The following is a 22,106-nucleotide window of genomic DNA, read 5'->3' as shown; positions in this document are numbered from 1 at the left end:
TGAGTGGTAGCGCAATGTTTGCACAGATATAGCCGGGTAGTCGATCTTTCAAGATAAGGTAATGTTTAAGTAAAGGACAAAATGGATATAGCGGGCTCAGTCCCACCCGTATTCGGAATGGGTAACCTGAGAGGGTGAGTCAGTTGTCTGAAAACCCCGAAAATGTTCCTTCTGAGCCGGTCAAGGCCAGTAAACCCTCCGCAAACTCTGGGCAAGCAAAGTCGGCTGCCGGGCCGGTGACCAAGGGTCAACTGGCCCGCGACGTGGTGCTGTACTCGGTCGCTCGGCTGCTGCTTGTCGTCGTGATCGGTGCCGTCATCATCGGTGGCGGAAAGCTCGCCGGCACCGACGTTCCCTTGATCGTCGCGGCACTGTTCGCAGTTCTGATCGCGCTGCCGCTGTCGCTGCTGCTCTTCGCGAAACTGCGCAAGCGTGTCAATGCGGGCATTGCGGCGGTCGACGCCCAGCGTCGGTCCGATCGTGACGATCTTCGCTCCAAGCTGCGCGGAGACGGGCGGTGACCACGGAGTCGCTCGACGTCGACCGTCGGACCTCGCGCCAGTGGGTCGACAACGCGGTGCGGCTGATCGAAGCCGACGCGCAACGCAGCGCGGACACTCACCTACTGCGCTATCCGCTGCCGAGTAACTGGACCGTCCAGCTCTATCTGAAGGACGAGTCGACCCACATCACGGGAAGTCTCAAGCATCGACTCGCACGGTCGCTTTTCCTCTACGCGATCTGCAACGGCTGGGTTACCGAAGAGACCACTGTCATCGAAGCGTCGTCCGGTTCGACGGCTGTCAGCGAGGCGTATTTCGCGAAGTTGCTCGGCCTGGATTTTGTCGCGGTGATGCCCGCGAGCACGAGTCCCGCCAAGATCGCACTGATCGAGGCGCAGGGTGGACGTTGTCATTTCGTGAGCGATCCGTCCTCGATCTACTCGGAATCGCATCGGCTCGCGAGTGAGTTGAACGGTCACTACATGGACCAGTTCACCCACGCCGAGCGCGCGACGGACTGGCGTGGAAACAACAACATCGCCGAATCGATCTTCACTCAGCTCGAGCACGAGGAACATCCGATTCCCGACTGGGTGGTCGTCGGAGCCGGGACGGGCGGAACCGGCGCCACGATCGGCCGCTTTCTTCGCTATCGGAAATTCGACACGGGGCTGTGCGTGGTAGATCCGGAGCACTCCGTGTTCTTCGACGCGTGGCGAGCGAGCGATCCGTCGATCGTCGGTACACGGGGCTCTCGGATCGAGGGCATCGGCCGTCCGCGCGTCGAACCGTCGTTTGTCGGTCAGGTGGTCGACCGAATGATCAAGGTGCCGGACGCAGGCTCGATCGCGGCCGCACGGCACGCCAGCACAGCCCTGGGGCGCAAAGTGGGTGGCTCGACAGGGACGAACCTGTGGGGAGCTTTTGCGTTGATTGCCGAGATGATGGCAGCCGGGCGCAGCGGCAGCGTCGTCACGCTGCTGTGCGACGGCGGAGAGCGTTACTCGGGCACGTACTACAACGACGAATGGGTGGCGTCGGAAGGGATCGACCTGCTCGGTCCGACGGCAGTGTTGGACGAGTTCGTCCGTTCGGGTGCGTGGACGGCCAGTTCCTGAATCGCCGGCGCCGGACCGTGTGACGGGCGGCTCATCGTCACCCGCGGCCAGGCGTCCAGCCCGGACGACTGCTCGTCCGTTCTGATGCGTATCAGGCCGGGAGAGAGCGTGTTCTCGGCCAGACGCACGAACCCGAGTCGCTCGTAGTACGGCGCGTTCCACGGAACGTCGACGAACGTCGTCAGAGTCACGAGATCGTGGTGATGGTCCGCCGCCCATTCGGTGACGGCGTCGATCAGCTGAGCTCCGAGGCCTTTGCGGGCATGATCGGGGTGAACGGAAACCTGTTCGATATGTGCACCGCCGTCCACGATCTCGACGAGCGCATACGCAACGGGTACGTCGTTTGCGTCGGTCTGAACCCAGATGTGCTCGGCTGCGAGAAAATCGTTCAACTCGTCGAGCGTCGGCGGTGGATCGTCTGCGATGGCGTCCATCCCGATGTCTCGGAACGGTTCGCCCGCGGCGATCTCGATCTGTTGCAGTGCGGGTAGGTCGGTGGATATGGCCGAGCGGATCACAGAAACCGTTTTACCTCGAGAGTGGAGTTTCTCCCAGCGCTACGCCTTCTGTAACGCAAACCTACGCAACCGTAGGTTGTGTATCGTTTGGTCAAGGGGCACTTCTCCAGCGAGGGCGGATCATGGGCAATCCTGAAGTTTCACTCGACAATTACGAGGCTGTGTACGAGTACTACCGCAGTCATCAGCAGAACCGATTTGTGGCGAAGCTCGCTTATGCCGCATTGGCGCTGAAGTACCGCCCGCGAGTGAGGTACGCGCCGGGTGCGGAAGCGGCGCTGAAGACTCTGCTGGAACGAAAGACGCAGTTGGTCGTGGCAGTCAATCATCTGACCGAGAGCGACCAGTTCACGCTCGCGGCGACCGCGTGGCGTACTCCGTTGCGTCGAGTGATCGGACGGACCCGGGTCCTCGCCAAAGACGAACTCTTCGTTGATCCTTCACAGCGCAAGAAGGTCGACATGATGGGCAGCATCCCGGTTTTTCGCAGCAAGAACTACGGCCTCCGGGCTGTTTCGGATGCCGGCCGAGTGATGATGGACGTCGCGGCCGAGCGGCTGGGCAACGGGGACTGTCTGGCGATTTTCCCGGAAGGGACGTGCAACACCGAAGATCCGACGCGGCTGCAGCACGTCAACAGCGGAATCGGCCACATCGTCGCGCGCGCCGAGAAGTTGGGATGCTCACCGGCCCTGGTGTCGATCGGCATCAATTACGGCCCGGTGGCCGGCGACGTCAAGGCTGCGAGTGTCTTTGTCGGAATGCCGGTGACCGAACTTCCGGACAAGCCGATGGATATCGCCCGAACTGTGCAGGCCGACTTGCAGGTGGCAGTGAACGGGGCCGTCGCCGGATACTAGGCGCCTGTCAATTTTGGTTGACAGATTCCAGTTGTCAACCTAAATTGACATCATGACCGAAGCAACCTCTCTCGCTGCTGCCGCCGGTAGCCCGGATCCCACCGAGGGATTGCGTGCTGTTCGAGCGCTGCGTCGTCTACTCGAAAAACTCGAGGCCATTCAGGTCGCCAACGCGCGCCGTCACGGATGGTCCTGGCAGGCGATCGCGGAAGCTCTCGAGGTCAGCCGTCAAGCCGTCCACAAGAAATACGCGTCCGCGCAGTCGGAATCGATGCTGCGTTCACTGCGCGAGAAGGGCAGGTAATTGCCATGTTCGAAAGGTTCTCCGCACAGGCTCGTGGCGTCGTTGTCGATGCTGTCGCCGGATCCGGTCCGGTCACGCCGATGGAACTTCTGACCGCGCTGCTCACCTCTGATCGGGGCATCGCCACCGAGGTGCTCACCGAGTCCGGTGTCTCCCTCGACGTGATCCACCACGCCGGCGCCGGATCGAACGAAGGTAGCTCGAACAATTTCGACGACGACGCCGAGATACTCAAGTCGATCGGCATCGATCTCGATGCGGTTCGGGAGAGTCTCGAGCAGTCCTTCGGCGAAGGTGTGCTGGACGAGACGCCCGTGCCGGACGGTGTCGATACTTCGCGGAAAGGCCGATTCGGGTTTCCTCGTTCACGATTCGAGAAGGACTCCAAGAAGGTGTTGGAACTCTCGCTTCGTGAAGCGCTCGCGCACAAGGACAATCGAATCGGTGCCGAACACATCCTTCTCGGCATCCTGCGTGTCGCCGACGGGCCTACCCGTCAGGCCCTCGAAACGCAGGTCACGATATCGGTGATCCGTGAGCGGTTGGAAGCGAAGATGAATCGCGCCGCCTAGATTCGGCACGGCTCCGCATGCACGGGGCGGGATGTGCCAGCATTCAGACATGACATTTCTGGCACGTCTCATCATCAACGGCATAGCCATCTGGCTGGCGTCGGCGTGGGTCACCGGCATCACGATCGCCAACCACGACAACGGCACCTGGGGCACGGTTCTCGTGATCGCGGTGATCGCTTTGATCTTCACGGTGGTCAACGCCTTCATCAAGCCGGTAGTGCAGCTTCTCTCACTACCGCTGCTCATCCTGACCCTCGGACTGTTCACGCTGGTGATCAACGCCCTGATGCTGATGCTGACGGCGTGGATCTCGTCCGGTACGTCCTACGGCTTGACGGTCGACGGCTTCTGGACGGCAGTCTGGGGCGCGCTGATCATCTCGATCGTGAACTTTCTGCTCAGCGCGTTCGTCCCCGACAACCGTTGAGTCCGTCGACTTTCAGGCGAGACTGAGCGCAACTGCGGTCGCGGCACCCCAGACGAGCATGGCGAGTCCGGTGTCGCGCAACGCGGGGATCAGGGCCATACCCTGACCGCCGGAACGCAGTGGGGCGTTGGCTCGGATTGCCAGTGGCAACGCCAGCAATCCGAGCAGGGCCCACGGAGTACGCAGGATCAGCAGCAAGGTCGCGACGAACGGGACGGCCAGCAGGATCACGTGCAGCGTGCGGGTCTTCGCGTCGCCGAGCCGGACTGCGAGAGTGATCTTTCCGGACTCGGTGTCGGTCGGGATGTCTCGAAGATTGTTGGCAACGAGCACCGCGCTCGAGAATGAACCGATGGCGATCGCGCCGGCCAGCCCGGCCAGATCCACCCGTTCGGCCTGTACGAATTGAGTTCCCAGCACTGCGATCAGCCCGAAGAAGATGAACACGGCGATCTCGCCGAACCCGCTGTATCCGTACGGTTTCTTGCCGCCGGTGTAGAACCAGGCACCGATGATGCAGAACACGCCGACCGCAACCAGCCACCAGGCTGTGGTCGCCGCCAGAACGAACCCGGCTACCGCGGCAACGGTGAAGCAGCTGATCGCTGCGGCCTTCACAGCTCCGGGACTGACCAACTTCGATCCGACCAAGCGCAGTGGCCCGACGCGGTCGTCGTCCGTTCCGCGGATTCCGTCGGAGTAGTCGTTCGCGAAATTCACCCCGACGATCAAGGCCAAGGAGACGATCAGTGCCAGGAGCGCCTTCCACCACACTGCGAGGTCCAGGGACGCCGCGGCTCCGGTGCCGACCAGCACGGGCGCAATCGCGTTCGGGAGTGTGCGCGGCCTCGCGCCTTCGATCCATTGAGCAGCTGTTGCCATACAACGATCTTTGCACTGTGCAATACGATCGAACGCGGTGGATCAGCACATGACTCGAGACGTGAGTGAGCGCGCCAGGTACGCGCAGTCGGGCGAAGACCCGGCAGACATTGCCTTGCTCGGACCCATTTCGACCAAAGTGGGCGATCGTCTGGTTCCGTTGCCGGGTCCGCGAGCTCGAACTCTGCTGGTTGCGCTGGCTCGCAATCCGGGTGAGCCCCGTACTGCGCAGAGCCTGATCGACGACGTCTGGGGGCTGGAGCCGCCGCGCTCACCGATGAACGCCCTCCACACTCAGGTCTCGCGCCTGCGATCTGCACTTCCGGACGGGGCGCTCGAAGTCACGGCGGCCGGATACCGGCTCACTCTCGCTCGGGAGCGTGTCGACCTGGCCCGGGCAGCGGACGCCGTCCGTCGTCTGCGCGCCGGCGGCGACGACGCGTCCGAGGTACTCGCCGTCACGACCGCGGCGCTGCGCCTGTGGCGCGGTACCCCCGGGAGCGACGTGGTCGGCGACGTCGCAGATCGTCTGGCGCTCGACGCGGGCCGCGTGTACGACGAACTGGAGTCCGTGCAGATCGACGCGTTGCTCACGTTGGGGGAGTACGCGGCCGCCATTCCACTGGTGCGCGGACGCCATCTGTCGAGCCCGTTCGACGACACCGCGGCCGAAGCGTTGATGCGTGCGCTCGCCGGAGCCGGCCGAGTCAACGAGGCACTCGAAGTGTTCGCGGAGTTCCGCAATCACCTCGCCAATCGCCTGGGCGCTGATCCGTCACCCGCACTGGTGGCTCTGAACGCGGAACTTCTCGGGGCACCTGCGGCAACACCGCGAGCTGCGCGGGCGATCGGTCTACGCGCTGCCCCCAACACCTTGCTCGGTCGCGACAGCGACATCGACCAGATCGAATCCTTGCTGGCTCGCTCACGTGTGGTCACCATTCTCGGACCTGGTGGCGCCGGAAAGACCCGTCTCGCACACGAATTGGGCCTACGCGGATCCGTGAACCAGCCTGGCGTCGCGGTGGTACTCGTGGAGTTGGCGTCGTTGCGCAGCAGTGAAGATGTCATCGCGGCCATCGGCGGCACCCTCGGAATCAGCGAATCCGATCTGGCGCCAGGCAAATTGACCGTCGGCCGGACGCATTCGGCGCGAGAGCGACTCAAAGAGGCGTTGTCCGCCGGTCCGATGTTGCTCATCCTCGACAATTGCGAGCACGTGATCGGCGCGTGTTCGGAGATCGTGGCCGAGATGATCGCGGCCGGTCGTCAGCTGACGGTACTGACCACCAGTCGTTCGCCGCTCATGATCAGTGCCGAGGCGGTGTACCCGTTGCCGCCGTTGGCGATCGACGACGGAACCGGCTCGGCAGTCGAACTCTTCTCGGCGAGAGCCCGTGCGGTGCGGCCGTCCGTTCATCTGGACGTCGATGCGGTCGTCAAGCTGAGTACGACGCTCGACGGACTCCCGTTGGCGATCGAACTCGCAGCTGCCCGGGTCCGCACGATGAGCGTCGACGAAATCGGTTCGAGGCTGCGAGATCGGTTCGCATTGTTGCGCTCCGATGATCCGACGTCTCCGGATCGGCATCGCACGCTGCACGCGGTGATCGACTGGAGCTGGAATCTGTTGGGCAGCGGTGATCAGATTGCGCTGCGTCGATTGTGCCGATTCCCGGCAGGTTTCACGCTTTCCTCGGCGCAGGCCGTTGCCGGGTGGGGAGAGTTGAACGATGTGGCCGGCGCTGTCGAAGCGCTGGTCAATCAGTCACTTCTTTCCGTCAGCGACGGGCAGGGTGAGCTTCGGTACTACATGCTCGAGACGGTCCGTGAATACGGCGAGGAGCGACTCGCCGCGTCCGGAGAGGGGCCGGAAGTCATCCGGCGCCTGGATGACTGGGCAATCGCGATCGCCGAGGACGCCGTCGTGCGTGCACGCACGGATCAGCTGCGCCTGATTGCCGACCTCGACGCCGAGCACGACAACCTTCTCGCGGTTCTTCGCTGGGCCGTGGAGCGCGGCGACGCGGTCACCGTAGCCAATGTCTTTCCCGTCCTCGCGATTCTGTGGGCCGTACGAGGATCGAATTCGGAAGTCTCGAACTGGGCGTCGAAGATCGTCGGGGCGACCGCGGACAACGATCTACGCGATGTAAATGCAGAATTGGTGGGCGCGACGTTCATCCTGGTGGCGATGCATCTGTTTTTCGCGGAGACCGATCGAAACCATGCCCGCGCGCGGGTTCGTCTTCGAAAGCTGTTGCGTGAGCGCGATGATCTCGGTCCGTTGTTCGCATTTCTGATCAAGCTGACCACGAGTGGGATCGCCAACCACAGACTTGCGCGTTTGGTTGCGGAAGGCGTTCGCAGTTCCGACCCCGAGACCCGAATGGCTGCGCTGTCCGCGCGTTCGAATATGCGCGAGAACATCGGGGATCTGCGGGGCGCTTTGCTGGACGGGGAAGCGTTGTTCGACTACGCGACCAATGCCGGTGACGAGTGGGGCCTTGCGATGGCGGCCCAGCATGTCGGGTCGGTCCACAGCCAATCCGCGCGATACGGCGAGGCCATCGAGTTCTACGCGATTGCGGCGGCGTCGATGGAACGCCTCGGTGCACGTGACGAGGCGATGCAGCTCATCTGCTTTCAAGCCGGAGCAATGATCGCATCCGGTGACACCGCCGGCGGGCGAACACTTCTCGATCGGGCACGTCCGGCCTTGGCGCACTCGGGTGGGACCGGTGCCATCGAAACCGATCAACGGCGCGCGGCGCTGATGGCGAGCATCGCCGAGGCGGATCTCGCGGACGGCAGAGTCGAAGAAGGCTTGGCCAGGTATCGAGAAGCACTGGAGTTGTTGGGCTCTGCGATCGAGAACATCTTCGGTGATCCCTTCGTCGTTCTGCTCGGTGCTGCGGCCGTGTGTGCTCACGTCGTTCACGGCCGACATGAACTCGTGGCAAGTCGTGTTCTGCAGATGAAGGATTCGAGTGCTCTCAAGTTCGATCCCAAGGGTTATGCGGACCTGCCGCTCGCGGGTTCCTTGGCGTCGGCGATCGGGTCGTTCGATCTTGTCACGGGCAACATCGATCGAGGGGTCGAACTGATGGCTCTGTCGTTGAAAATGCCGGGGAGACAGGACTTCGTCTCGCTCCACCATGCGCGTCTCTCCGACTTCGCTGTCGGTGTGGTGGGAGTCGACAGGTGGTCTGTGGAAACCGAGAAGGTGTCGGGCTACTCACGCAGAGCGGTCCGCGAAGCAGTGTTGGCTGCGCTTCGCGGACCGGTGCTGGATTAGAGCTGGACGATGTTGCGGGACTTATGTCTTGCGCATGTACATCCGGACGGTCAGGGGCGCCATGACGGCAACGATCACCGCGGCGCCGACCAACGACCACACGACGTGGATACCGAAGTGACCGTCGTTGGCCAGCTCGCGAACCGCGGTCACCAAGTGTGAGACCGGATTGACGTTCACGAACTTCTGAAGCCAACTCGGCATGGTGGCAGGATCGACGAACGCATTCGACAGGAACGTCAGCGGGAACAGCACGAGCATCGAAACACCCTGCACCGTGGACGCTTTGTTCATCAGCACGCCCATGAGAGCGAAGATCCAGCTGATGGAGAACGCGCACACCATGACCAGGATCGCGGCAGACAGAATGCCGACCACGCCGCCTGCGGGGCGGTATCCCATCGCGAAACCGACGATGAACGTGATGGTCGTTGCGATGCCGTAGCGCACGACGTCGGCGAGCAATGCGCCGGACAGCGGGGCGATACGAGCGATGGGAAGGGACTTGAAGCGGTCGAACACGCCCTTGTCCATGTCCTCACGAAGCTGAGTGCCCGTGACGATGGAACCGGTGATAACGGTCTGGACGAGGATGCCGGGGATGATCGTCGGCAGATATGCCGTCACGTCACCGGCGATCGCGCCGCCGAAGATGTACGTGAACATCAACGTGAAGATGATCGGCTGGATGACGACGTCGAACAGTTGCTCGGGGTTGTGCTTGATCTTGAGAATTCCGCGGTACGCCATCGTGAACGTGTTCGCGAAGCTCTGCTGCAGGCTGATGCGGCGCGGTGCGGCATCCGGCTGGGCTATCGGCGACCGGGGTTTGGTGAGGGTGGTTGTCATGCGACGCTCCGATCGGAGTCGTTGTCGGACTGGGCGTCGTTGCGTCCACCGTCTTCGGGCTGGTGCCCGGTAATGGTCAGGAACACTTCGTCCAGGCTGGGTTTCTGTACGTTGATCTCGTCGACGGCAATTCCTTGCTCACGCAGACGGATCAACAGGTCCGCAGTGATCGACGGGTCGCTCAGTGGTGCGGTGATCCGCCCGACTTCGGGGGTGACACCCACCTCGACGCTCAGCGCAGCCGCGATGAGCGAGCGAGCTTCCTCGGTTCGGTCACGGTCGACCAACTTGAGCTGGAGGGAGGAGATCCCGACCGAAGCCTTGAGTTCGTCGGCGGTGCCGTTGGCGATCACGCGACCGCGGTCGATCACCGCGATGCGATCGGCCAACTGATCGGCCTCGTCGAGGTACTGCGTGGTGAGCAACACTGTCGAGCCCTCGGCGACGAGTCGCCGGATGGTCACCCACATCTGGGCGCGGGTGCGCGGATCCAGTCCGGTGGTGGGCTCGTCGAGGAACAGGAGCGGCGGGCGAGCGATCAGGCTGGCCGCCAGATCCAGGCGCCGACGCATACCACCGGAGAAGTTCTTCAGCGGTTTGGTCGCGGCCTCGACCAGGTCGAACTCCTCGAGGAGTTCGAGGGACTTGGTGCGCGCATCGCGGCGGCTCAGGCCGAGCAACCGGGAGAAGATCACGAGGTTCTCGGTCGCGGTCAGATCCTCGTCGACGGAGGCGTACTGCCCGGTGACGCCGATCAGGGAGCGGACCGCGGTGGGTTCACGGCTGACGTCGTGACCGAAGATGCGCGCCTCACCGCCGTCGGGGCGAAGGAGGGTGGCGAGCATGCGGACAGTGGTGGTCTTGCCGGCGCCGTTCGGCCCGAGGACGCCGAACACCGAGCCGGTGGGGACGGTGAGGCTGACGCCGTCGACCGCGCGGTGCTCGCCGAACTTCTTGACGAGTCCGTCGGCCTCGATGGCAAGAGGCGAAGCTGTGTGGTTCATGGGATGAAGCTTGGCAGATCGATCTTGCATGGACCTTGCGTGGAACTTGCGGTTACTTGCACAGCGCGCGAGGTCGGTGCTCCACAACCGGCAAACAATCCCCAGACGGAACTTGCTTGCCGGTGTGCGGGCGCGATGGCGTCACGCTCGCTGCATGGAAATTCTCACGCGGGCGCAGGCTCACCGGGACGGCACCAGCGACGCGCAGTTGCAGCGAGCGGTCAGGCGCGGCGAGCTGCACCGAATCGCAGCGGGGATCTACATGCGCGCCGATCACTTCCGCGAACTCGATGCGAGAGCACGCCACCGCTGCGCTGTCATGGCAGCCGCCGAAAGCTGTGGACCAGGCGCAATCGTGAGCCACGCTTCGGCAGCGGTCATGCACGGATTGGATTGCGGCGGATTGCGATTGGACACCGTGCACATGACGCGTAACCGGTGCTCGGGTGGGCGGAAGAGCCAGACCTTGCATCTTCATCCGGCAGTGGTCCCGGCCGAGGAGGTCGTGCTGGTCGACGGCGTCGCAACCACGTCGCTTGCGCGAACGTTCGTCGACCTCGCACGGACGACGCCGTTCGAGACCGCCGTGGTGATCGGTGATTGCGCCCTGCGACGTGGGATGAGGCGTGAGAACGTCGACGCTTCGCTCGATCATGCGCGCGGACGGCTGGGGATGAGTCGCGCTCGAGTGGCGGCGACGTTCATCGAACCAGGTGCCGAGAGTCCGGGGGAGTCCATCAGCCGGGTACGCATGCGCGACGACGGTTGGCCGATGCCGACGCTGCAGCACGAGATCCGTCACAGCGGACGGTTCATCGCTAGGGTCGACTTCTTCTGGAAAGAGCACGGTGTGGTGGGCGAGTTCGACGGGATGGTCAAGTACCGCGGCGACAATCCGGGTAGGGCGGTAGAGCGCGAGAAACTGCGGGAGGACGCGATCCGGGACGCGGGGTTCGAGGTGTTCCGATGGGTTTGGGCGGATCTTCGCGACTTCGAACGCGTCCGCGAAAGGTTCGAGCGGGCTTGCCTCCGCGCAGCCGCGCGCTGATTGTGCAGCCGCGGCGCTGATCAGGCCTGCGGCTGAACAATCGGGCTGCGGCTGCTAGCTGAACCGAGCCACCAGAGCGGCGCGGTCGAGCTTGCCCGGCCCCCGGAGCGGCAGTGCGTCCACGACGAACAGCTCGCGCGGCGCCGCGGTCACGTCGAGTGTCCGCTGAGCATGTGTGCGTAGTTCATCGAGCGTGGGAGCTTCGCCCTCGGGTACGACCACGGCCACCACCCGCTGCCCCAGCCGCTGGTCCTCGACGCCGATCACCGCGCACTCGCGAACGGCGGGGTGATCGGCCAACGCGGCCTCGACCACCTGCGGTACGACGGTCAGCCCGCCGGTGGAGATTGCCTCGTCCAACCGGCCGCTGATGCGCAGGACTCCGTCGACCACAGCTCCGGCGTCGTCGGTCCGGAACCAACCGGGCTCGGCGAAAGCGGGGTGGTCGGGAAGCCCGCGGTACCCGGACGCGAGCATCGGCCCACCCAGCAGCACTCGCCCGTCGTCGATACGAATCTGCGCTCCGGACAACGGGATTCCGTCGTAGACGCAACCGCCGGAGGTTTCACTCATCCCGTAGGTGCGGACGACGGTGATGCCCGCTTCGGTTGCCTGCGCGAGTACCGGCGCGGGAGTCGCAGCGCCGCCGAGCAGAACCGCGTCGAGTGACGCCAGCGCCTCGACCGCGGCGCGATCACCGAGCGCCTTGACCAACTGCGTCGGCACCAAGGAGGTGTAGCGGCGCGGTCCGCTCATCGCGGCGACGGCGCCCGGAAGCGCTGCCGGGTCGAAACCCGCACTGACGTCGACGATCACCGGTTGCGTTCCGGCGAGAACACTGCGGAGCAGAACCTGCATGCCGGCGATGTGGTGCGGAGGGAGAACGAGCAACCAGGATCCTGTGCCGCCGAGGCGTTCGTGGGTCGCGTCGCCGCTGGCCCTCAGTGCATCAGCACCGAGCATCGCGCCCTTCGGCGTTCCCGTGGTTCCCGACGTGGCGACTACCAGCGAGACGCCGTCGTCGATGGGCTGATCGGGGTGCAGAGCGTCGCTCAGTCGGGCCGTCTCGCGTGCGTCGGCAGCCGGGACGGGGAGCACGGCGTCGTGCTCGCCGCCCAGGATCTGCGCGACGGCAGGCAATACCTCGAAAGCCGCCTCGCCCTGCGGAACCGCGAGTGTGCGAAGAACGTTCACCGGATGTCCGGCCCGGCAAGGGGCCAACCGCCGTCAGCCAGATGGCTTCGCACGCGGTCGACATCGGTTTCGAGAGGCATCTCGTTGGTGATCTTCGTGATGAGGACCTGGATGTCGGTCTTCTCGATGGGCAGATCGCCGTCCTCGATCAACGCGTCGGCGACGGCGTCGACCTCGGCCTCGGAGAGTCTGCGAGTGAGGAGTGCGAAGAGCGGGATGTAGTCCTGTTCGGGGACGCCATTGGGATAGCCGGCCCGCAACCAGCCGACTATCGACGTGAGGAAGGGCGGAAGAGCCATGACGTCAGCTCACATCTCGAACTTCGTTGTCGGCGTCCACGTCTTCGATAACCGGCCACCCACCTGCGCGCAGTCTTTCGGTGACACGATCGACGTCGTCCTCGGACGGCTCCTCGTTGAGGATCCCCTCGATGATGGCGCGAATCGTGTCGTAGTCGACGTGGCGGTCCGGTACCTCGTGCGCGGACTCGATGGACATCGAAACGACCTGCTCGATCTCCTCGTCGGTCAGACGTCGACGGAGAACCGCGAGCAGGGCGAAATGATCCTTGTCCGGGATGCCCTCGGGGTACCCGGCGCGTAGCCAGTCGAGCACGCTGCGCAATGAATACTTGCTCAAATCCTCGGCCTCATTTTCGTTTCGGTGGTTTCAGTGGTGTGCCGCGACGACCACTCAGAAGACGTGGATTCCGAACGTGCTGGCCAAGAAGTTCTTCATCAACAACAGAATTCCGGCGAAGATCGTGACGAGCACGATCGCAAAACAGAGGTACGCACCCATTTTACCCAGGGTGGTCGGTCCTTCGGTGCCGTCAGGATTCGGCAGGCTCAGCGACTTGAGGCCGAATGCGAAGATCGCCGGCAGTCCCGCTCCGAAGAGCAGTCCTACTGCCACTACCTGCCAGAGCGAATCGAGGGTATCGGTGAGTAGATGCATTCTCTTGCGCCCCTTTCAGGAGTTGCGGGTGGCTTCGGTGGACGGAGTGGGTTCGGCTGCCGGGATCTCGGCAATTGCCGCATCTGAATTCTCGTCCCATTCGGCGGTGACGTTCGCCGCGTCTACGGGTTCCTTACGCGAGCGTATGTACATGAAGATCGCGAAGGCGATGAGCGCGGCGAAGACGACGAGCACGCCGGCGAGTCCGCCGACCAGATGTGCAAGAGCCCAGCAGATAGCTCCGACGACGGCAGCCGACGGCAATGTGATCAGCCAGGCTGCGGCCATCCGGCCGGCGACACCCCAACGGACCTCGGCGCCCTTGCGACCGATACCCGTACCGAGGATCGAGCCGGTGGCGACGTGGGTGGTCGAGAGGGGGAGTCCGAGGTGGCTCGACGTGAGGATGATGGCGGCGGACGACGCTTCGGCTGCCAGACCCTGCGGCGCGGCAATCTCGACAAGACCCTTGCCCAGGGTGCGGATGATGCGCCAACCACCGAGGTAGGTGCCGAGGGCGATCGCGACGGCACAGGTGAACTTCACCCAGAACGGCATCTCGGTCTCGGCGGTGATGGTGCCGTGAGCGACCAGGGCCAAAAAGATGACGCCCATCGTCTTCTGGGCGTCATTGGTGCCGTGTGCAAGTGAGATCAGGGAGGCGGTGCCGATCTGGCCGAAACGGAAACCGCGCTCGCGCTCGTCTTCCTTGACGGATGCGGTGATGCGGTACACGAGCTTGGTGCCGACGCCCGCGACCAGAGCAGCGACGACCGGCGCGAGGATTGCGGGGACGACGACCTTGGTCAGCACTCCGCCCCACTCGACTCCGCCCATACCGATGGAGGCGATCGCGGCGCCGATCAATCCGCCGAACAGCGCGTGCGAGGAGCTCGACGGCAATCCGAGAAGCCAGGTCGCCAGGTTCCAGATGATTCCGCCGACAAGACCGGCGAACACGATCAGCAGCAGATCCTGCCCACTGACCGCGCCGAGGTTGACGACACCTTTGGCTACCGTCGCGGCGACCTCGACGGACAGGAACGCACCGACCAGGTTCAGGATCGCGGAAAGTGTGACCGCAACTTTGGGCTTGAGTGCACCGGTCGCGATGGAGGTGGCCATTGCGTTACCCGTGTCGTGAAAACCATTCGTGAAATCGAACGCGAGGGCGGTGACAACTACCACCAGGAGGATTACGAGCTCTGCGGTCACAACGTGAATTGTGCGTATCGAACGCGTAAAAGTACAGCGAACGGGATGCGAACAGGGCCTCCGTGGAGTACGCCCCCGCGCGTGGGCTGCGGCGCTGCCGTTCGCGATGTGTTCAGCGCCACGAAATCCGAACCCTGTGTGGGACCTCACTTTTTGGTCTCACTCACCGGGAAGGCACATTCGGACCGTTTTAAACGCTGATTACCTACGGGCACCGAGCGCACCGGAACAGGGGTTTCACCTCTGTATCTCGGTGTCTGTCAGTGAGAAGGAGAGCTCCGACCGTGAAGCCCAACAAGTCCACGAAGCTGATCGTGGCACTCGCAGCGACCGCCGTTCTGGCATCAGCCTGCGCATCGAATCGTGGTGACGATCCCTACGCCGTCGCTGTCGGCGGATCAGGCGCCAGCGCCGATCTTGCGTCGAGCACATCCGACGCGAAGTTCGGCACCCTCGATTCGCCGTGCGGCGAAGGCGATGCCACCGGCGCAACCGATCAAGGCGTCAGCGACACCGAGATCAAGATCGGGTTCGGTGACGACCGCGGGTACGTGAAATCTCCCGGGTTGAACAAGGAAATGAGCGATGCGGTGAACGCGCTCATCTCGTGGTGCAACGATCAAGGCGGTATCAACGGCCGCAAGGTTGTCGGTACCGACTACGACGCCGCGATGACGCAGGCCAACTCGGTCATGCAGGAAGCGTGCGCGAGTCAGTTCATGATGGTCGGCTACGGCTTCGCGATGGATCAGACCGCCGAGCAGACGCGTGTCGCGTGCAACCTGGTGTCAGTGCCAGGCTTCACCGTCTCGCCGGACGCCGCGAACGGACCCATGACGTTCCAGGGAGTTCCGTTCCCCGTCGACTACGCGAACGGTTCGCAGTGGTTCCAGATGGCCGAGATGCATCCCGATCTGGTGAACGACTTCGACGTCGTCAACAGCACGATGCCCACGATCATCAGCTCCACCACGAAGATTCGTTCGATCGCCGAGGCAGCGGGCTTCAAGCTCAAGGATTGCGGCGTCACACTCAACTACGAGGGCGAATCGAGCTACGTGCCGTTTGCCGAGAAGTACAAGGAGTGCGGTGCGAAGGGAATCTGGACGTCACGATCGGCAAGCCCGTCGGAGCTGAACTTCGTGAAGGCCCTCGACCAGGTCGGGATCGATCCCATCTTCTTCGGTGAAGCCACCTGGTACGGCGCGACCGTCTCCGATTGGAACAAGGACACCGGACTGCTCGACAACCTCAACGCGGGCATGACCTTCCAGATGCTCGAGAACGCGGACAAGGTGCCTGCAGTGAAGAAGTACGTGGATCTGGTTTCCGAGCAGGGTGGCAAGACTGCGCTTCTCGGTATGCAGGCGGCGTCGTCGTTCCTGCTGTGGGCGGCCGCCGCGGACGAGTGCGGCAGCGATCTGACGCGTCAGTGCATGGTCGACGAACTCTCGAACATTCACGAGTGGGACGGCGGCGGATTGCATGCCGCCACCGATCCCGGCAAGAACATGCCGGCCACCTGCGGACTCATGACCTCGCTGAAGGGCAGTACCTACTCGCAGGCGTTCCCGTCCACCGCGGGCGAATTCAAGTGCGACCCCAAGTACCTCGTCGCGACCGACAAGAGCACCTGGGGAACCGAGCTCGGCGCTGACCGCGTCTCGACGAAGTACCAGAACGCCAACGTCATCAAGCCGCAGTCCTGATTCTTCCGACTCGGGCGGCGAGCGCCAACCGCCGCCCGAGTCCCTAACGAGGGTTCAGCCATGAACACTTTTGTCACTTTCACGATCCTGGGCCTGGTCCTGGGGTCGGTGTACGCGATCGCCGCCTCCGGGCTGGTGCTCACGTACAACACGTCAGGCATCTTCAACTTCGCGCACGGTGCACAGGCAATGCTCGGTGCGTTCATCTACTGGCAGTTGCGCTACGGCTGGGAACTTCCCACGGTTGTCGCCTTGCTGATCTCGTTGGTCCTGGTCGGTCCGCTGATGGGTCTCGGCCTCTACGTCCTGATCATGAAGGGGCTACGCGATACCGCCGAGGTCACCAAAATCGTTGTGACGGTATCGATCCTGCTCGGAATGCTCTCGATCTCGCACTGGTTCTGGCATCCCGAGACCGCCCGAACGATGCAGATGTTCTTCGGTGACCAGTCCAAGATCACGGTGTTCGGCGCGAGCATCCGCTACCACGAGCTGATCTGCATCCTCGTTGCGATCGCTATCGCCGTCGGTCTGCGTATTCTATTCACGCGCACCCGTGCCGGTGTTGCGATGCGCGGCGTCGTCGACGATCCGGAACTACTGCGCCTCAACGGCCACAATCCGGAGCGTCTCGCGGCACTGTCCTGGGCGATGGGTTCGACGCTCGCAGTCCTGGCCGGCATCCTGATCACCCCGATCAGTGGCGGCACACTCGAGGCGAACATGTTGACGCTCTTGGTGATCGACGCGTTTGCCGCGGCCATGTTCGGCCGGTTGCGCAGCATCCCACGCACGTTCGTCGGCGCCGTGGTTCTCGGGCTTGCCGGTACGTACGTATTGGCGTACTTCCCGACCAGTTGGAGTTGGACGTCGAATTTCCGTGTCTCCCTGCCGATGATCGCGCTGTTCGTCGTACTCATCGTCCTACCTCAGGACCGCCTGCGCGGCGCGGTCACTCGCACTCGCGAGCGGTACCACGTTCCGAGCGTACGCAAGGCCGTCGTCTGGGGCGTGGCACTGATCGTCATCGTGTACCTGATCCGTCTGCTGATGGTGACGTCGGCGGTCACGACACTGACCATCGGAATGACTTTCGCGATCATCGCACTCTCGCTCACACTCCTCACCGGCTACGCGGGTGAATTGAACTTGGCGCCGGTATCTTTCGGCGCTATCGCGACCATCGTGGCCTTCCACTTCGGGATCTCAGGTTCCGGGTTGGCTGCGCACCTCAACCTGTGGGGCATCGTCGTCGGAGTCCTCGTCACCGCAGTGATCGGTGGCCTCGTCGCCCTGCCGGCGCTGCGGCTCAGAGGGCTGTATCTCGCGCTTGCGACCATGGCATTCGGAGTGTTCCTCTCCAACATGGTCCTTCGCGACACCACCGAACACGAGATGTTCGGCATGAAGTATTCGCTGTTCAAAGACGGCAACATCGCCCTCCCGCCGCTGAAGATCGGCCCGCTCGATCTGAGCGACGAAACGGTGTTCCTGATGACCGTGACCGCGCTGTTCTCGGTACTCGGCGTCGGCGTCATCGCGTTGCGTAACAGCGGCTACGGGCGCCGTCTCGCTGCGATGAAGGACAGCCCGGCCGGTTCGGCCATGCTCGGCCAGAGCCTGGTTCGGCTCAAGCTGAGCGTCTTCATGATCTCTTCGGGGATCGCCGGTCTCGGCGGCATTCTGATGTCGAGCGCGATGGGTTCCGTCTCGGGCGAGAGCTTTGCCATCATGGTCAGCCTCTCGCTGCTCATGCTGACCGTCGTCGCGGGCATCGGATACGTCACCGGCGCGCTGTTCGGTGGGCTCATGGCCGGAATCGGCTTTGCCGTCATCATGGTCTCGTTCACCAATCTGGCTTCGGCGCAACCGGAGTTGGAGGGAATGTGGCTGCTGCTGGGCAACATCGCGGCCGTCAGCCCGGCCCTGATCGGCATCGGTGTCGGCGCGAACCCCAGTGGCACCGTGCACAGCGTGATCGAGGGCTACCGTCGGCTCACCGATGCCAGGCCGGTTCTGATCGGCGGCGCCGCAGTCGTTCTACTGACCTACGTCCTTGCCCTGACCGGCGTACTCGGCAACTGGTGGTTCGCATCCATCACGATCGCGGTGGTGTTCATGCTGCCCGTGATCGGCGAGATGGTCATGCCCCGTGCGGTTCTCACTCCGGAAGAACTGGCCGCCAAGGCGACAGTCGTTCCCGAAGACGTCGGGATCGACGTCCCGTACAGCCCCGAGATCCGTGACGAGATCGACCGCGAACTGGGGATTCCTCAGTACCAGGGCGGCTCGCCGAAGGAGTTGACCGCCCATGTCTGACACACCTCTTCTCGAAACACGCGGTGTGAGCGTTCGTTTCGGTGGGCACGTCGCGGTCAAGGACGTTTCGCTCACCGTGCAACCCGGAACCGTGACGGGACTCATCGGACCGAATGGTGCGGGCAAGACGACGCTCTTCAACACCATCACCGGGCTGCAGAAACCCACGTCCGGTCAGGTGTTCCTCGGCGGCGTCGACGTGACGAAGCTACCGCCGCACAAGCGGGCAGGTCGCGGGCTTGCACGTACCTTCCAGCGGCTCGAACTGTTCGTCTCGCTGTCGGTGCGTGACAACCTGCGCGTCGCCGGAGACATCCACAAGGCGAACGGCCGCAACAAGATCGACGTGGACAGCGAGACGGATCGTCTGCTGGAGCTGACCGGGCTGACGGATGTCGCGGACAAGGACGTCGCGGACATCCCCACCGGACGCGCCCGCGTCGTCGAAGTTGCGCGAGCCCTCATGACCGACCCGCGAGTGCTGCTGCTCGACGAACCGGCCTCGGGCCAGACCGAGCAGGAAACCGAGGCCTTTGCCGAGATGCTCACCGAGCTGGCGGCGGGTGGACTCGGAATCTGTCTGGTGGAGCACGACATTCCGCTGGTGATGAAGGTGTGCTCGACCATTCACGTGCTCGACTACGGCGCAGTCCTCGCATCGGGCGATCCGGAGAAGATCCGGACGGATCCGGAAGTGATCGCGGCCTACATCGGGACCGAGGAGGAGGCGGTATGACTTCAGCGAAAATTGGCGAGGCGAAAATCGACGAGGGCATACGCAGCCCCGACCGCGCCGAACCGTTGCTCGAACTGTCCGGTGTCCGTGCCGGTTACGGATCCATCGAGGTTCTGCACGGGGTGGATCTGGTACTCGAACCGGGCGCAGTGGTGGCGCTGCTCGGACCCAACGGTGGTGGCAAGACGTCGACGCTCAAGATCTGCTCAGGCGTCCTGCCGGTCACCCGCGGCGAGTTCCGGCTCGCGGGCCAGGTCGTGAACGGCGTCGAGCCTTCGGAGTTGGCGAGGCTGGGCGTCTGCTCCATCCCCGAGGGACGCGGGATCTTCGCAAACCTGACCGTGCGCGAAAATCTGTGGATCGCCACGGGAACGGGCGTCGGGTTGGCCGAACTCGAAGAGGTTGCGTACAGCAGGTTCCCGATCCTGGGGGAGCGGCGCGGGCAGTTGGCCGGATCGATGTCCGGCGGCGAGCAGCAGATGCTGGCGCTGTCACGGGCGCTCGGCACTCACCCGACGGTGCTCCTGCTCGACGAGCTGTCGATGGGTCTCGCACCGCGAATCGTCTCGCAGATGTACGACGTCGTCGGCTCGCTTGCAGCCGAAGGCATTTCCATTCTCGTTGCCGAGCAGTTCGCACGAGCGGTGCTGCCCATCGCGACCTCGGCCGCACTGATGTTGCAGGGACGCGTCGTGAAGACCGGCGATCCCCTCGACATCGAAAACGAACTTTCTACCAGTTATCTAGGAGGATGACGATGACTACTCTCGCCGAAGATCGCCGTGAGGAATTCAAGAAGAACATCGCAGAGTTGAAGCTGGACAAGAAGCAGGCAGGCGGCGACGCGGCGACGCGCATCGCGGGCCTGGTGCTCATGGTCGTCGGAGTCGTCGGCGCCTTCGTCGTCTACATCTCTTCGCTGACGCTCTCGGACCTGCGGGATCTGGTGTCGTACCAGATCCTCACCGTGGTTTTCCTCGCCCTGACAGTGGTCGGTGCCGCACTCTTCCTGGCCGCATCGGTGGCAAAGGTGCTGCGGCTGTGGTTGGTTCGCCAACTGCTCGAGGGTCAGGCCCAGACAGATCAGATCTCTCAGGCGCTGAGCACGCGCAACTGATCTCTGCGAAGAACCGACAGATGCCCGCCACGAAAGTCGTGGCGGGCATCTGTCACTGCTCGGCTACAGCTGTGTCTCGACTACGCGGACGGTGGCCGGGAATCGCGTCGGATCGGATGGTCCTCCGGGATCTGCACCATCACGATCGGTGTCCCGTCGGGGTCGGCGATCCACATCTCGTGCAGACCCCACGGTTCTTGCCTGGCCTCGCGGGCGATCTTGACTCCGGCGAGAACCAGTTCGGTCTGAGCGGCAGTGAGGTCACGGACCTGCAGCCAGATCGCGCCGCGAAAGCCACCTTCGCCGGTGCCGCCGTGCGCTGCGACTTCGATCAGCCCTTGGCCGGCGAAGAAGACTGTGCCGCCGGGATATTCACGAGCGATCGCCAGACCGAGGGTGTCTCGGTAGAAGCTCAGCGTTCGTTCGTACTCGCTCGGGCGCAATATCGTACGGCTACTCAGAATCTCCACGTCCGACCTCCCTCTCGCACCTACTGTCTCAGAAGTACCAGGGATATGGTGACCAATCGGGATCACGCTTTTCGAGGAACGAGTCGCGACCCTCGACGGCCTCGTCGGTCATGTACGCCAAACGTGTTGCCTCACCGGCGAACAGCTGCTGGCCGACCAACCCGTCGTCCTGCAGGTTGAACGCGTACTTGAGCATCCGCTGTGCCTGCGGCGACTTGCCGTTGATCTTGCCTGCCCAGTCGATCGCGACGTTTTCGAGTTCCGCGTGGTCGACAACCTTGTTGACCGCGCCCATCTGATGCATTTCCTCGGCGGTGTACGTCTCACCCAGGAAGAAGATCTCGCGAGCGAACTTCTGGCCCACCATCTTTGCCAGATAGGCGCTGCCGTAGCCGCCGTCGAAGCTTCCGACGTCGGCGTCGGTCTGCTTGAACCGTGCGTGCTCGCGGCTGGCGAGCGTCAGGTCGCACACCACGTGCAGGCTGTGACCGCCGCCCGCAGCCCAACCGTTGACCAGGCAGATCACGACTTTCGGCATGAAGCGGATCAGGCGCTGGACCTCGAGGATGTGAAGGCGTCCGGCGCGTGCTTTGTCGACGGTGTCCGCCGTTTCACCTTCGGCGTACTGGTAGCCGCTGCGGCCACGGATGCGCTGGTCTCCGCCCGAGCAGAACGCCCAGCCGCCGTCCTTCTCGCTCGGTCCGTTGCCGGTGAGCAGGACCGCTCCCACGTCGGAGGTCATACGGGCGTGATCGAGCGCGCGGTACAACTCGTCGACGGTGTGCGGGCGGAACGCATTACGTACTTCCGGTCGGTCGAAGGCGACGCGAACGGTGCCTTGACTGACGTGCCGGTGGTACGTGATGTCGGTGAGGTTCTCGAATCCGGGAACAGGGCGCCAGAGATGCGGGTTGAAGGTCACCTCAGTCACGATAGAGGCACGCCTCGCGTGTCTAACGGATGCCTGAGGTAGAACACGTTCCCGGGCGCGCTAACGTGC

24 protein-coding genes are annotated in these 22,106 nt (G+C 63.5%); 13 read left to right on the top strand and 11 right to left on the bottom strand.

The window, feature by feature from the left end:
* Positions 1 to 236: 236 nt before the first annotated feature.
* Positions 237 to 521 carry a DUF4229 domain-containing protein gene (locus tag CPI83_RS20815; protein WP_007728513.1) on the top strand — a complete coding sequence of 95 codons (285 nt, stop codon included), beginning with the start codon at positions 237 to 239 and terminating at the stop codon, positions 519 to 521.
* Positions 518 to 1,621 (top strand): PLP-dependent cysteine synthase family protein, encoded by a 1,104-nt coding sequence (locus tag CPI83_RS20810; RefSeq protein WP_019744346.1) that lies wholly within the window; start codon positions 518 to 520, stop codon positions 1,619 to 1,621. Before CPI83_RS20815 ends, CPI83_RS20810 begins: the two co-directional genes overlap by 4 nt.
* Here CPI83_RS20810 and CPI83_RS20805 read toward each other — a convergent pair.
* Entirely contained in the window at positions 1,519 to 2,142 is a 624-nt protein-coding gene (locus CPI83_RS20805; RefSeq protein WP_020968948.1) for a GNAT family N-acetyltransferase, read from the bottom strand. The two genes, CPI83_RS20810 and CPI83_RS20805, sit on opposite strands and share 103 nt — an antisense overlap.
* A gap of 122 nt (positions 2,143 to 2,264) precedes the next feature.
* Here CPI83_RS20805 and CPI83_RS20800 point away from each other — a divergent pair, with 122 nt between their 5' ends.
* Genes CPI83_RS20800 through CPI83_RS20785 form a run of 4 tightly spaced genes read left to right on the top strand, consistent with a single transcriptional unit; the run spans position 2,265 to position 4,308 of the window.
* A complete protein-coding gene (locus CPI83_RS20800) occupies positions 2,265 to 3,002 on the top strand; it encodes a 1-acyl-sn-glycerol-3-phosphate acyltransferase (protein WP_003941959.1) in 738 nt (245 codons plus the stop codon).
* Between the two features lie 52 nt (positions 3,003 to 3,054).
* The gene (locus tag CPI83_RS20795) at positions 3,055 to 3,306 is read left to right on the top strand and encodes an HTH domain-containing protein (RefSeq protein WP_003941869.1); all 252 of its coding nucleotides are present in this window, start codon (positions 3,055 to 3,057) and stop codon (positions 3,304 to 3,306) included.
* A gap of 5 nt (positions 3,307 to 3,311) precedes the next feature.
* The gene (locus CPI83_RS20790; RefSeq protein ID WP_097387650.1) at positions 3,312 to 3,878 is read left to right on the top strand and encodes a Clp protease N-terminal domain-containing protein; all 567 of its coding nucleotides are present in this window, start codon (positions 3,312 to 3,314) and stop codon (positions 3,876 to 3,878) included.
* A gap of 49 nt (positions 3,879 to 3,927) precedes the next feature.
* Complete coding sequence (locus tag CPI83_RS20785; RefSeq protein WP_003941998.1) at positions 3,928 to 4,308, top strand: phage holin family protein; 381 nt, start codon at positions 3,928 to 3,930, stop codon at positions 4,306 to 4,308.
* A gap of 12 nt (positions 4,309 to 4,320) precedes the next feature.
* On the opposite strand, the gene CPI83_RS20780 is transcribed toward CPI83_RS20785, so the two are convergent.
* Positions 4,321 to 5,190, bottom strand: coding sequence for a 1,4-dihydroxy-2-naphthoate polyprenyltransferase (locus CPI83_RS20780; protein WP_019744341.1), 870 nt, complete (start codon positions 5,188 to 5,190; stop codon positions 4,321 to 4,323).
* A 49-nt stretch (positions 5,191 to 5,239) separates the two neighbouring features.
* Here CPI83_RS20780 and CPI83_RS20775 point away from each other — a divergent pair, with 49 nt between their 5' ends.
* A complete protein-coding gene (locus CPI83_RS20775; protein ID WP_097388226.1) occupies positions 5,240 to 8,488 on the top strand; it encodes a BTAD domain-containing putative transcriptional regulator in 3,249 nt (1,082 codons plus the stop codon).
* A 21-nt stretch (positions 8,489 to 8,509) separates the two neighbouring features.
* Here the strand turns inward: CPI83_RS20775 and CPI83_RS20770 are convergent, their stop codons facing one another.
* Together CPI83_RS20770 and CPI83_RS20765 are read right to left on the bottom strand one after the other, a co-directional pair.
* Positions 8,510 to 9,337, bottom strand: coding sequence for an ABC transporter permease (locus CPI83_RS20770; RefSeq protein WP_003941848.1), 828 nt, complete (start codon positions 9,335 to 9,337; stop codon positions 8,510 to 8,512).
* Positions 9,334 to 10,341 (bottom strand): daunorubicin resistance protein DrrA family ABC transporter ATP-binding protein, encoded by a 1,008-nt coding sequence (locus tag CPI83_RS20765; protein ID WP_003941960.1) that lies wholly within the window; start codon positions 10,339 to 10,341, stop codon positions 9,334 to 9,336. Before CPI83_RS20765 ends, CPI83_RS20770 begins: the two co-directional genes overlap by 4 nt.
* A 154-nt stretch (positions 10,342 to 10,495) precedes the next feature.
* Here CPI83_RS20765 and CPI83_RS20760 point away from each other — a divergent pair, with 154 nt between their 5' ends.
* The gene (locus tag CPI83_RS20760) at positions 10,496 to 11,389 is read left to right on the top strand and encodes a type IV toxin-antitoxin system AbiEi family antitoxin domain-containing protein (RefSeq protein ID WP_097387649.1); all 894 of its coding nucleotides are present in this window, start codon (positions 10,496 to 10,498) and stop codon (positions 11,387 to 11,389) included.
* A 54-nt stretch (positions 11,390 to 11,443) separates the two neighbouring features.
* Here CPI83_RS20760 and menE read toward each other — a convergent pair whose 3' ends face one another.
* The 5 genes from menE to CPI83_RS20735 are packed head-to-tail and all read right to left on the bottom strand — an operon-like array spanning position 11,444 to position 14,755.
* Positions 11,444 to 12,583 carry an o-succinylbenzoate--CoA ligase gene (gene menE, locus CPI83_RS20755; protein WP_041814793.1) on the bottom strand — a complete coding sequence of 380 codons (1,140 nt, stop codon included), beginning with the start codon at positions 12,581 to 12,583 and terminating at the stop codon, positions 11,444 to 11,446.
* The gene (locus tag CPI83_RS20750; RefSeq protein ID WP_019744336.1) at positions 12,580 to 12,882 is read right to left on the bottom strand and encodes a DUF3349 domain-containing protein; all 303 of its coding nucleotides are present in this window, start codon (positions 12,880 to 12,882) and stop codon (positions 12,580 to 12,582) included. The genes menE and CPI83_RS20750 overlap by 4 nt, the downstream gene beginning before the upstream one ends.
* A gap of 4 nt (positions 12,883 to 12,886) precedes the next feature.
* Positions 12,887 to 13,222: a DUF3349 domain-containing protein gene (locus tag CPI83_RS20745; protein WP_019744335.1), complete on the bottom strand. Its 336-nt coding sequence runs from the start codon at positions 13,220 to 13,222 to the stop codon at positions 12,887 to 12,889.
* A gap of 54 nt (positions 13,223 to 13,276) precedes the next feature.
* Entirely contained in the window at positions 13,277 to 13,540 is a 264-nt protein-coding gene (locus CPI83_RS20740) for a membrane protein (protein WP_019744334.1), read from the bottom strand.
* Positions 13,541 to 13,555: 15 nt separating this feature from the next.
* Positions 13,556 to 14,755, bottom strand: a complete 1,200-nt coding sequence (locus tag CPI83_RS20735; RefSeq protein WP_019744333.1) for an inorganic phosphate transporter — start codon at positions 14,753 to 14,755, stop codon at positions 13,556 to 13,558.
* A gap of 284 nt (positions 14,756 to 15,039) precedes the next feature.
* Between CPI83_RS20735 and CPI83_RS20730 the strand changes: the two genes are divergently transcribed.
* The 5 genes from CPI83_RS20730 to CPI83_RS20710 are packed head-to-tail and all read left to right on the top strand — an operon-like array spanning position 15,040 to position 20,636.
* Positions 15,040 to 16,464 (top strand): ABC transporter substrate-binding protein, encoded by a 1,425-nt coding sequence (locus CPI83_RS20730; protein WP_060939062.1) that lies wholly within the window; start codon positions 15,040 to 15,042, stop codon positions 16,462 to 16,464.
* 60 nt (positions 16,465 to 16,524) lie between these two features.
* Positions 16,525 to 18,783, top strand: a complete 2,259-nt coding sequence (locus CPI83_RS20725) for an ABC transporter permease (RefSeq protein WP_046378220.1) — start codon at positions 16,525 to 16,527, stop codon at positions 18,781 to 18,783.
* On the top strand, positions 18,776 to 19,519 hold the full coding sequence (locus CPI83_RS20720; RefSeq protein WP_097387648.1) for an ABC transporter ATP-binding protein: 744 nt from the start codon (positions 18,776 to 18,778) through the stop codon (positions 19,517 to 19,519). Before CPI83_RS20725 ends, CPI83_RS20720 begins: the two co-directional genes overlap by 8 nt.
* The gene (locus CPI83_RS20715; RefSeq protein ID WP_019744330.1) at positions 19,516 to 20,274 is read left to right on the top strand and encodes an ABC transporter ATP-binding protein; all 759 of its coding nucleotides are present in this window, start codon (positions 19,516 to 19,518) and stop codon (positions 20,272 to 20,274) included. Before CPI83_RS20720 ends, CPI83_RS20715 begins: the two co-directional genes overlap by 4 nt.
* 2 nt (positions 20,275 to 20,276) lie before the next feature.
* Positions 20,277 to 20,636 carry a hypothetical protein gene (locus tag CPI83_RS20710; protein ID WP_003942018.1) on the top strand — a complete coding sequence of 120 codons (360 nt, stop codon included), beginning with the start codon at positions 20,277 to 20,279 and terminating at the stop codon, positions 20,634 to 20,636.
* An 80-nt stretch (positions 20,637 to 20,716) separates the two neighbouring features.
* Here CPI83_RS20710 and CPI83_RS20705 read toward each other — a convergent pair whose 3' ends face one another.
* On the bottom strand, positions 20,717 to 21,106 hold the full coding sequence (locus tag CPI83_RS20705; RefSeq protein ID WP_019744328.1) for a VOC family protein: 390 nt from the start codon (positions 21,104 to 21,106) through the stop codon (positions 20,717 to 20,719).
* A 28-nt stretch (positions 21,107 to 21,134) separates the two neighbouring features.
* Positions 21,135 to 22,028 (bottom strand): 1,4-dihydroxy-2-naphthoyl-CoA synthase, encoded by an 894-nt coding sequence (locus tag CPI83_RS20700; protein WP_029536747.1) that lies wholly within the window; start codon positions 22,026 to 22,028, stop codon positions 21,135 to 21,137.
* Positions 22,029 to 22,106: the final 78 nt, after the last annotated feature.

This window comes from Rhodococcus sp. H-CA8f (assembly GCF_002501585.1).
GTDB classification, from domain to species: Bacteria; Actinomycetota; Actinomycetes; order Mycobacteriales; family Mycobacteriaceae; genus Rhodococcus_F; species Rhodococcus_F erythropolis.
This window is presented reverse-complemented; position numbering and strand designations above follow the sequence as displayed.

What these genes read in the sequence shown, in the direction of transcription:
- CPI83_RS20800 (WP_003941959.1), top strand. Translation starts at nt 2,265, where the DNA reads ATGGGCAATCCTGAAGTTTCACTCGACAATTACGAGGCTGTGTACGAG.
- CPI83_RS20795 (WP_003941869.1), top strand. Translation starts at nt 3,055, where the DNA reads ATGACCGAAGCAACCTCTCTCGCTGCTGCCGCCGGTAGCCCGGATCCC.
- CPI83_RS20790 (WP_097387650.1), top strand. Translation starts at nt 3,312, where the DNA reads ATGTTCGAAAGGTTCTCCGCACAGGCTCGTGGCGTCGTTGTCGATGCT.
- CPI83_RS20785 (WP_003941998.1), top strand. Translation starts at nt 3,928, where the DNA reads ATGACATTTCTGGCACGTCTCATCATCAACGGCATAGCCATCTGGCTG.
- CPI83_RS20780 (WP_019744341.1), bottom strand. Translation starts at nt 5,190, where the DNA reads ATGGCAACAGCTGCTCAATGGATCGAAGGCGCGAGGCCGCGCACACTC.
- CPI83_RS20775 (WP_097388226.1), top strand. Translation starts at nt 5,240, where the DNA reads ATGACTCGAGACGTGAGTGAGCGCGCCAGGTACGCGCAGTCGGGCGAA.
- CPI83_RS20770 (WP_003941848.1), bottom strand. Translation starts at nt 9,337, where the DNA reads ATGACAACCACCCTCACCAAACCCCGGTCGCCGATAGCCCAGCCGGAT.
- CPI83_RS20765 (WP_003941960.1), bottom strand. Translation starts at nt 10,341, where the DNA reads ATGAACCACACAGCTTCGCCTCTTGCCATCGAGGCCGACGGACTCGTC.
- CPI83_RS20760 (WP_097387649.1), top strand. Translation starts at nt 10,496, where the DNA reads ATGGAAATTCTCACGCGGGCGCAGGCTCACCGGGACGGCACCAGCGAC.
- CPI83_RS20750 (WP_019744336.1), bottom strand. Translation starts at nt 12,882, where the DNA reads ATGGCTCTTCCGCCCTTCCTCACGTCGATAGTCGGCTGGTTGCGGGCC.
- CPI83_RS20740 (WP_019744334.1), bottom strand. Translation starts at nt 13,540, where the DNA reads ATGCATCTACTCACCGATACCCTCGATTCGCTCTGGCAGGTAGTGGCA.
- CPI83_RS20725 (WP_046378220.1), top strand. Translation starts at nt 16,525, where the DNA reads ATGAACACTTTTGTCACTTTCACGATCCTGGGCCTGGTCCTGGGGTCG.
- CPI83_RS20720 (WP_097387648.1), top strand. Translation starts at nt 18,776, where the DNA reads ATGTCTGACACACCTCTTCTCGAAACACGCGGTGTGAGCGTTCGTTTC.
- CPI83_RS20715 (WP_019744330.1), top strand. Translation starts at nt 19,516, where the DNA reads ATGACTTCAGCGAAAATTGGCGAGGCGAAAATCGACGAGGGCATACGC.
- CPI83_RS20710 (WP_003942018.1), top strand. Translation starts at nt 20,277, where the DNA reads ATGACTACTCTCGCCGAAGATCGCCGTGAGGAATTCAAGAAGAACATC.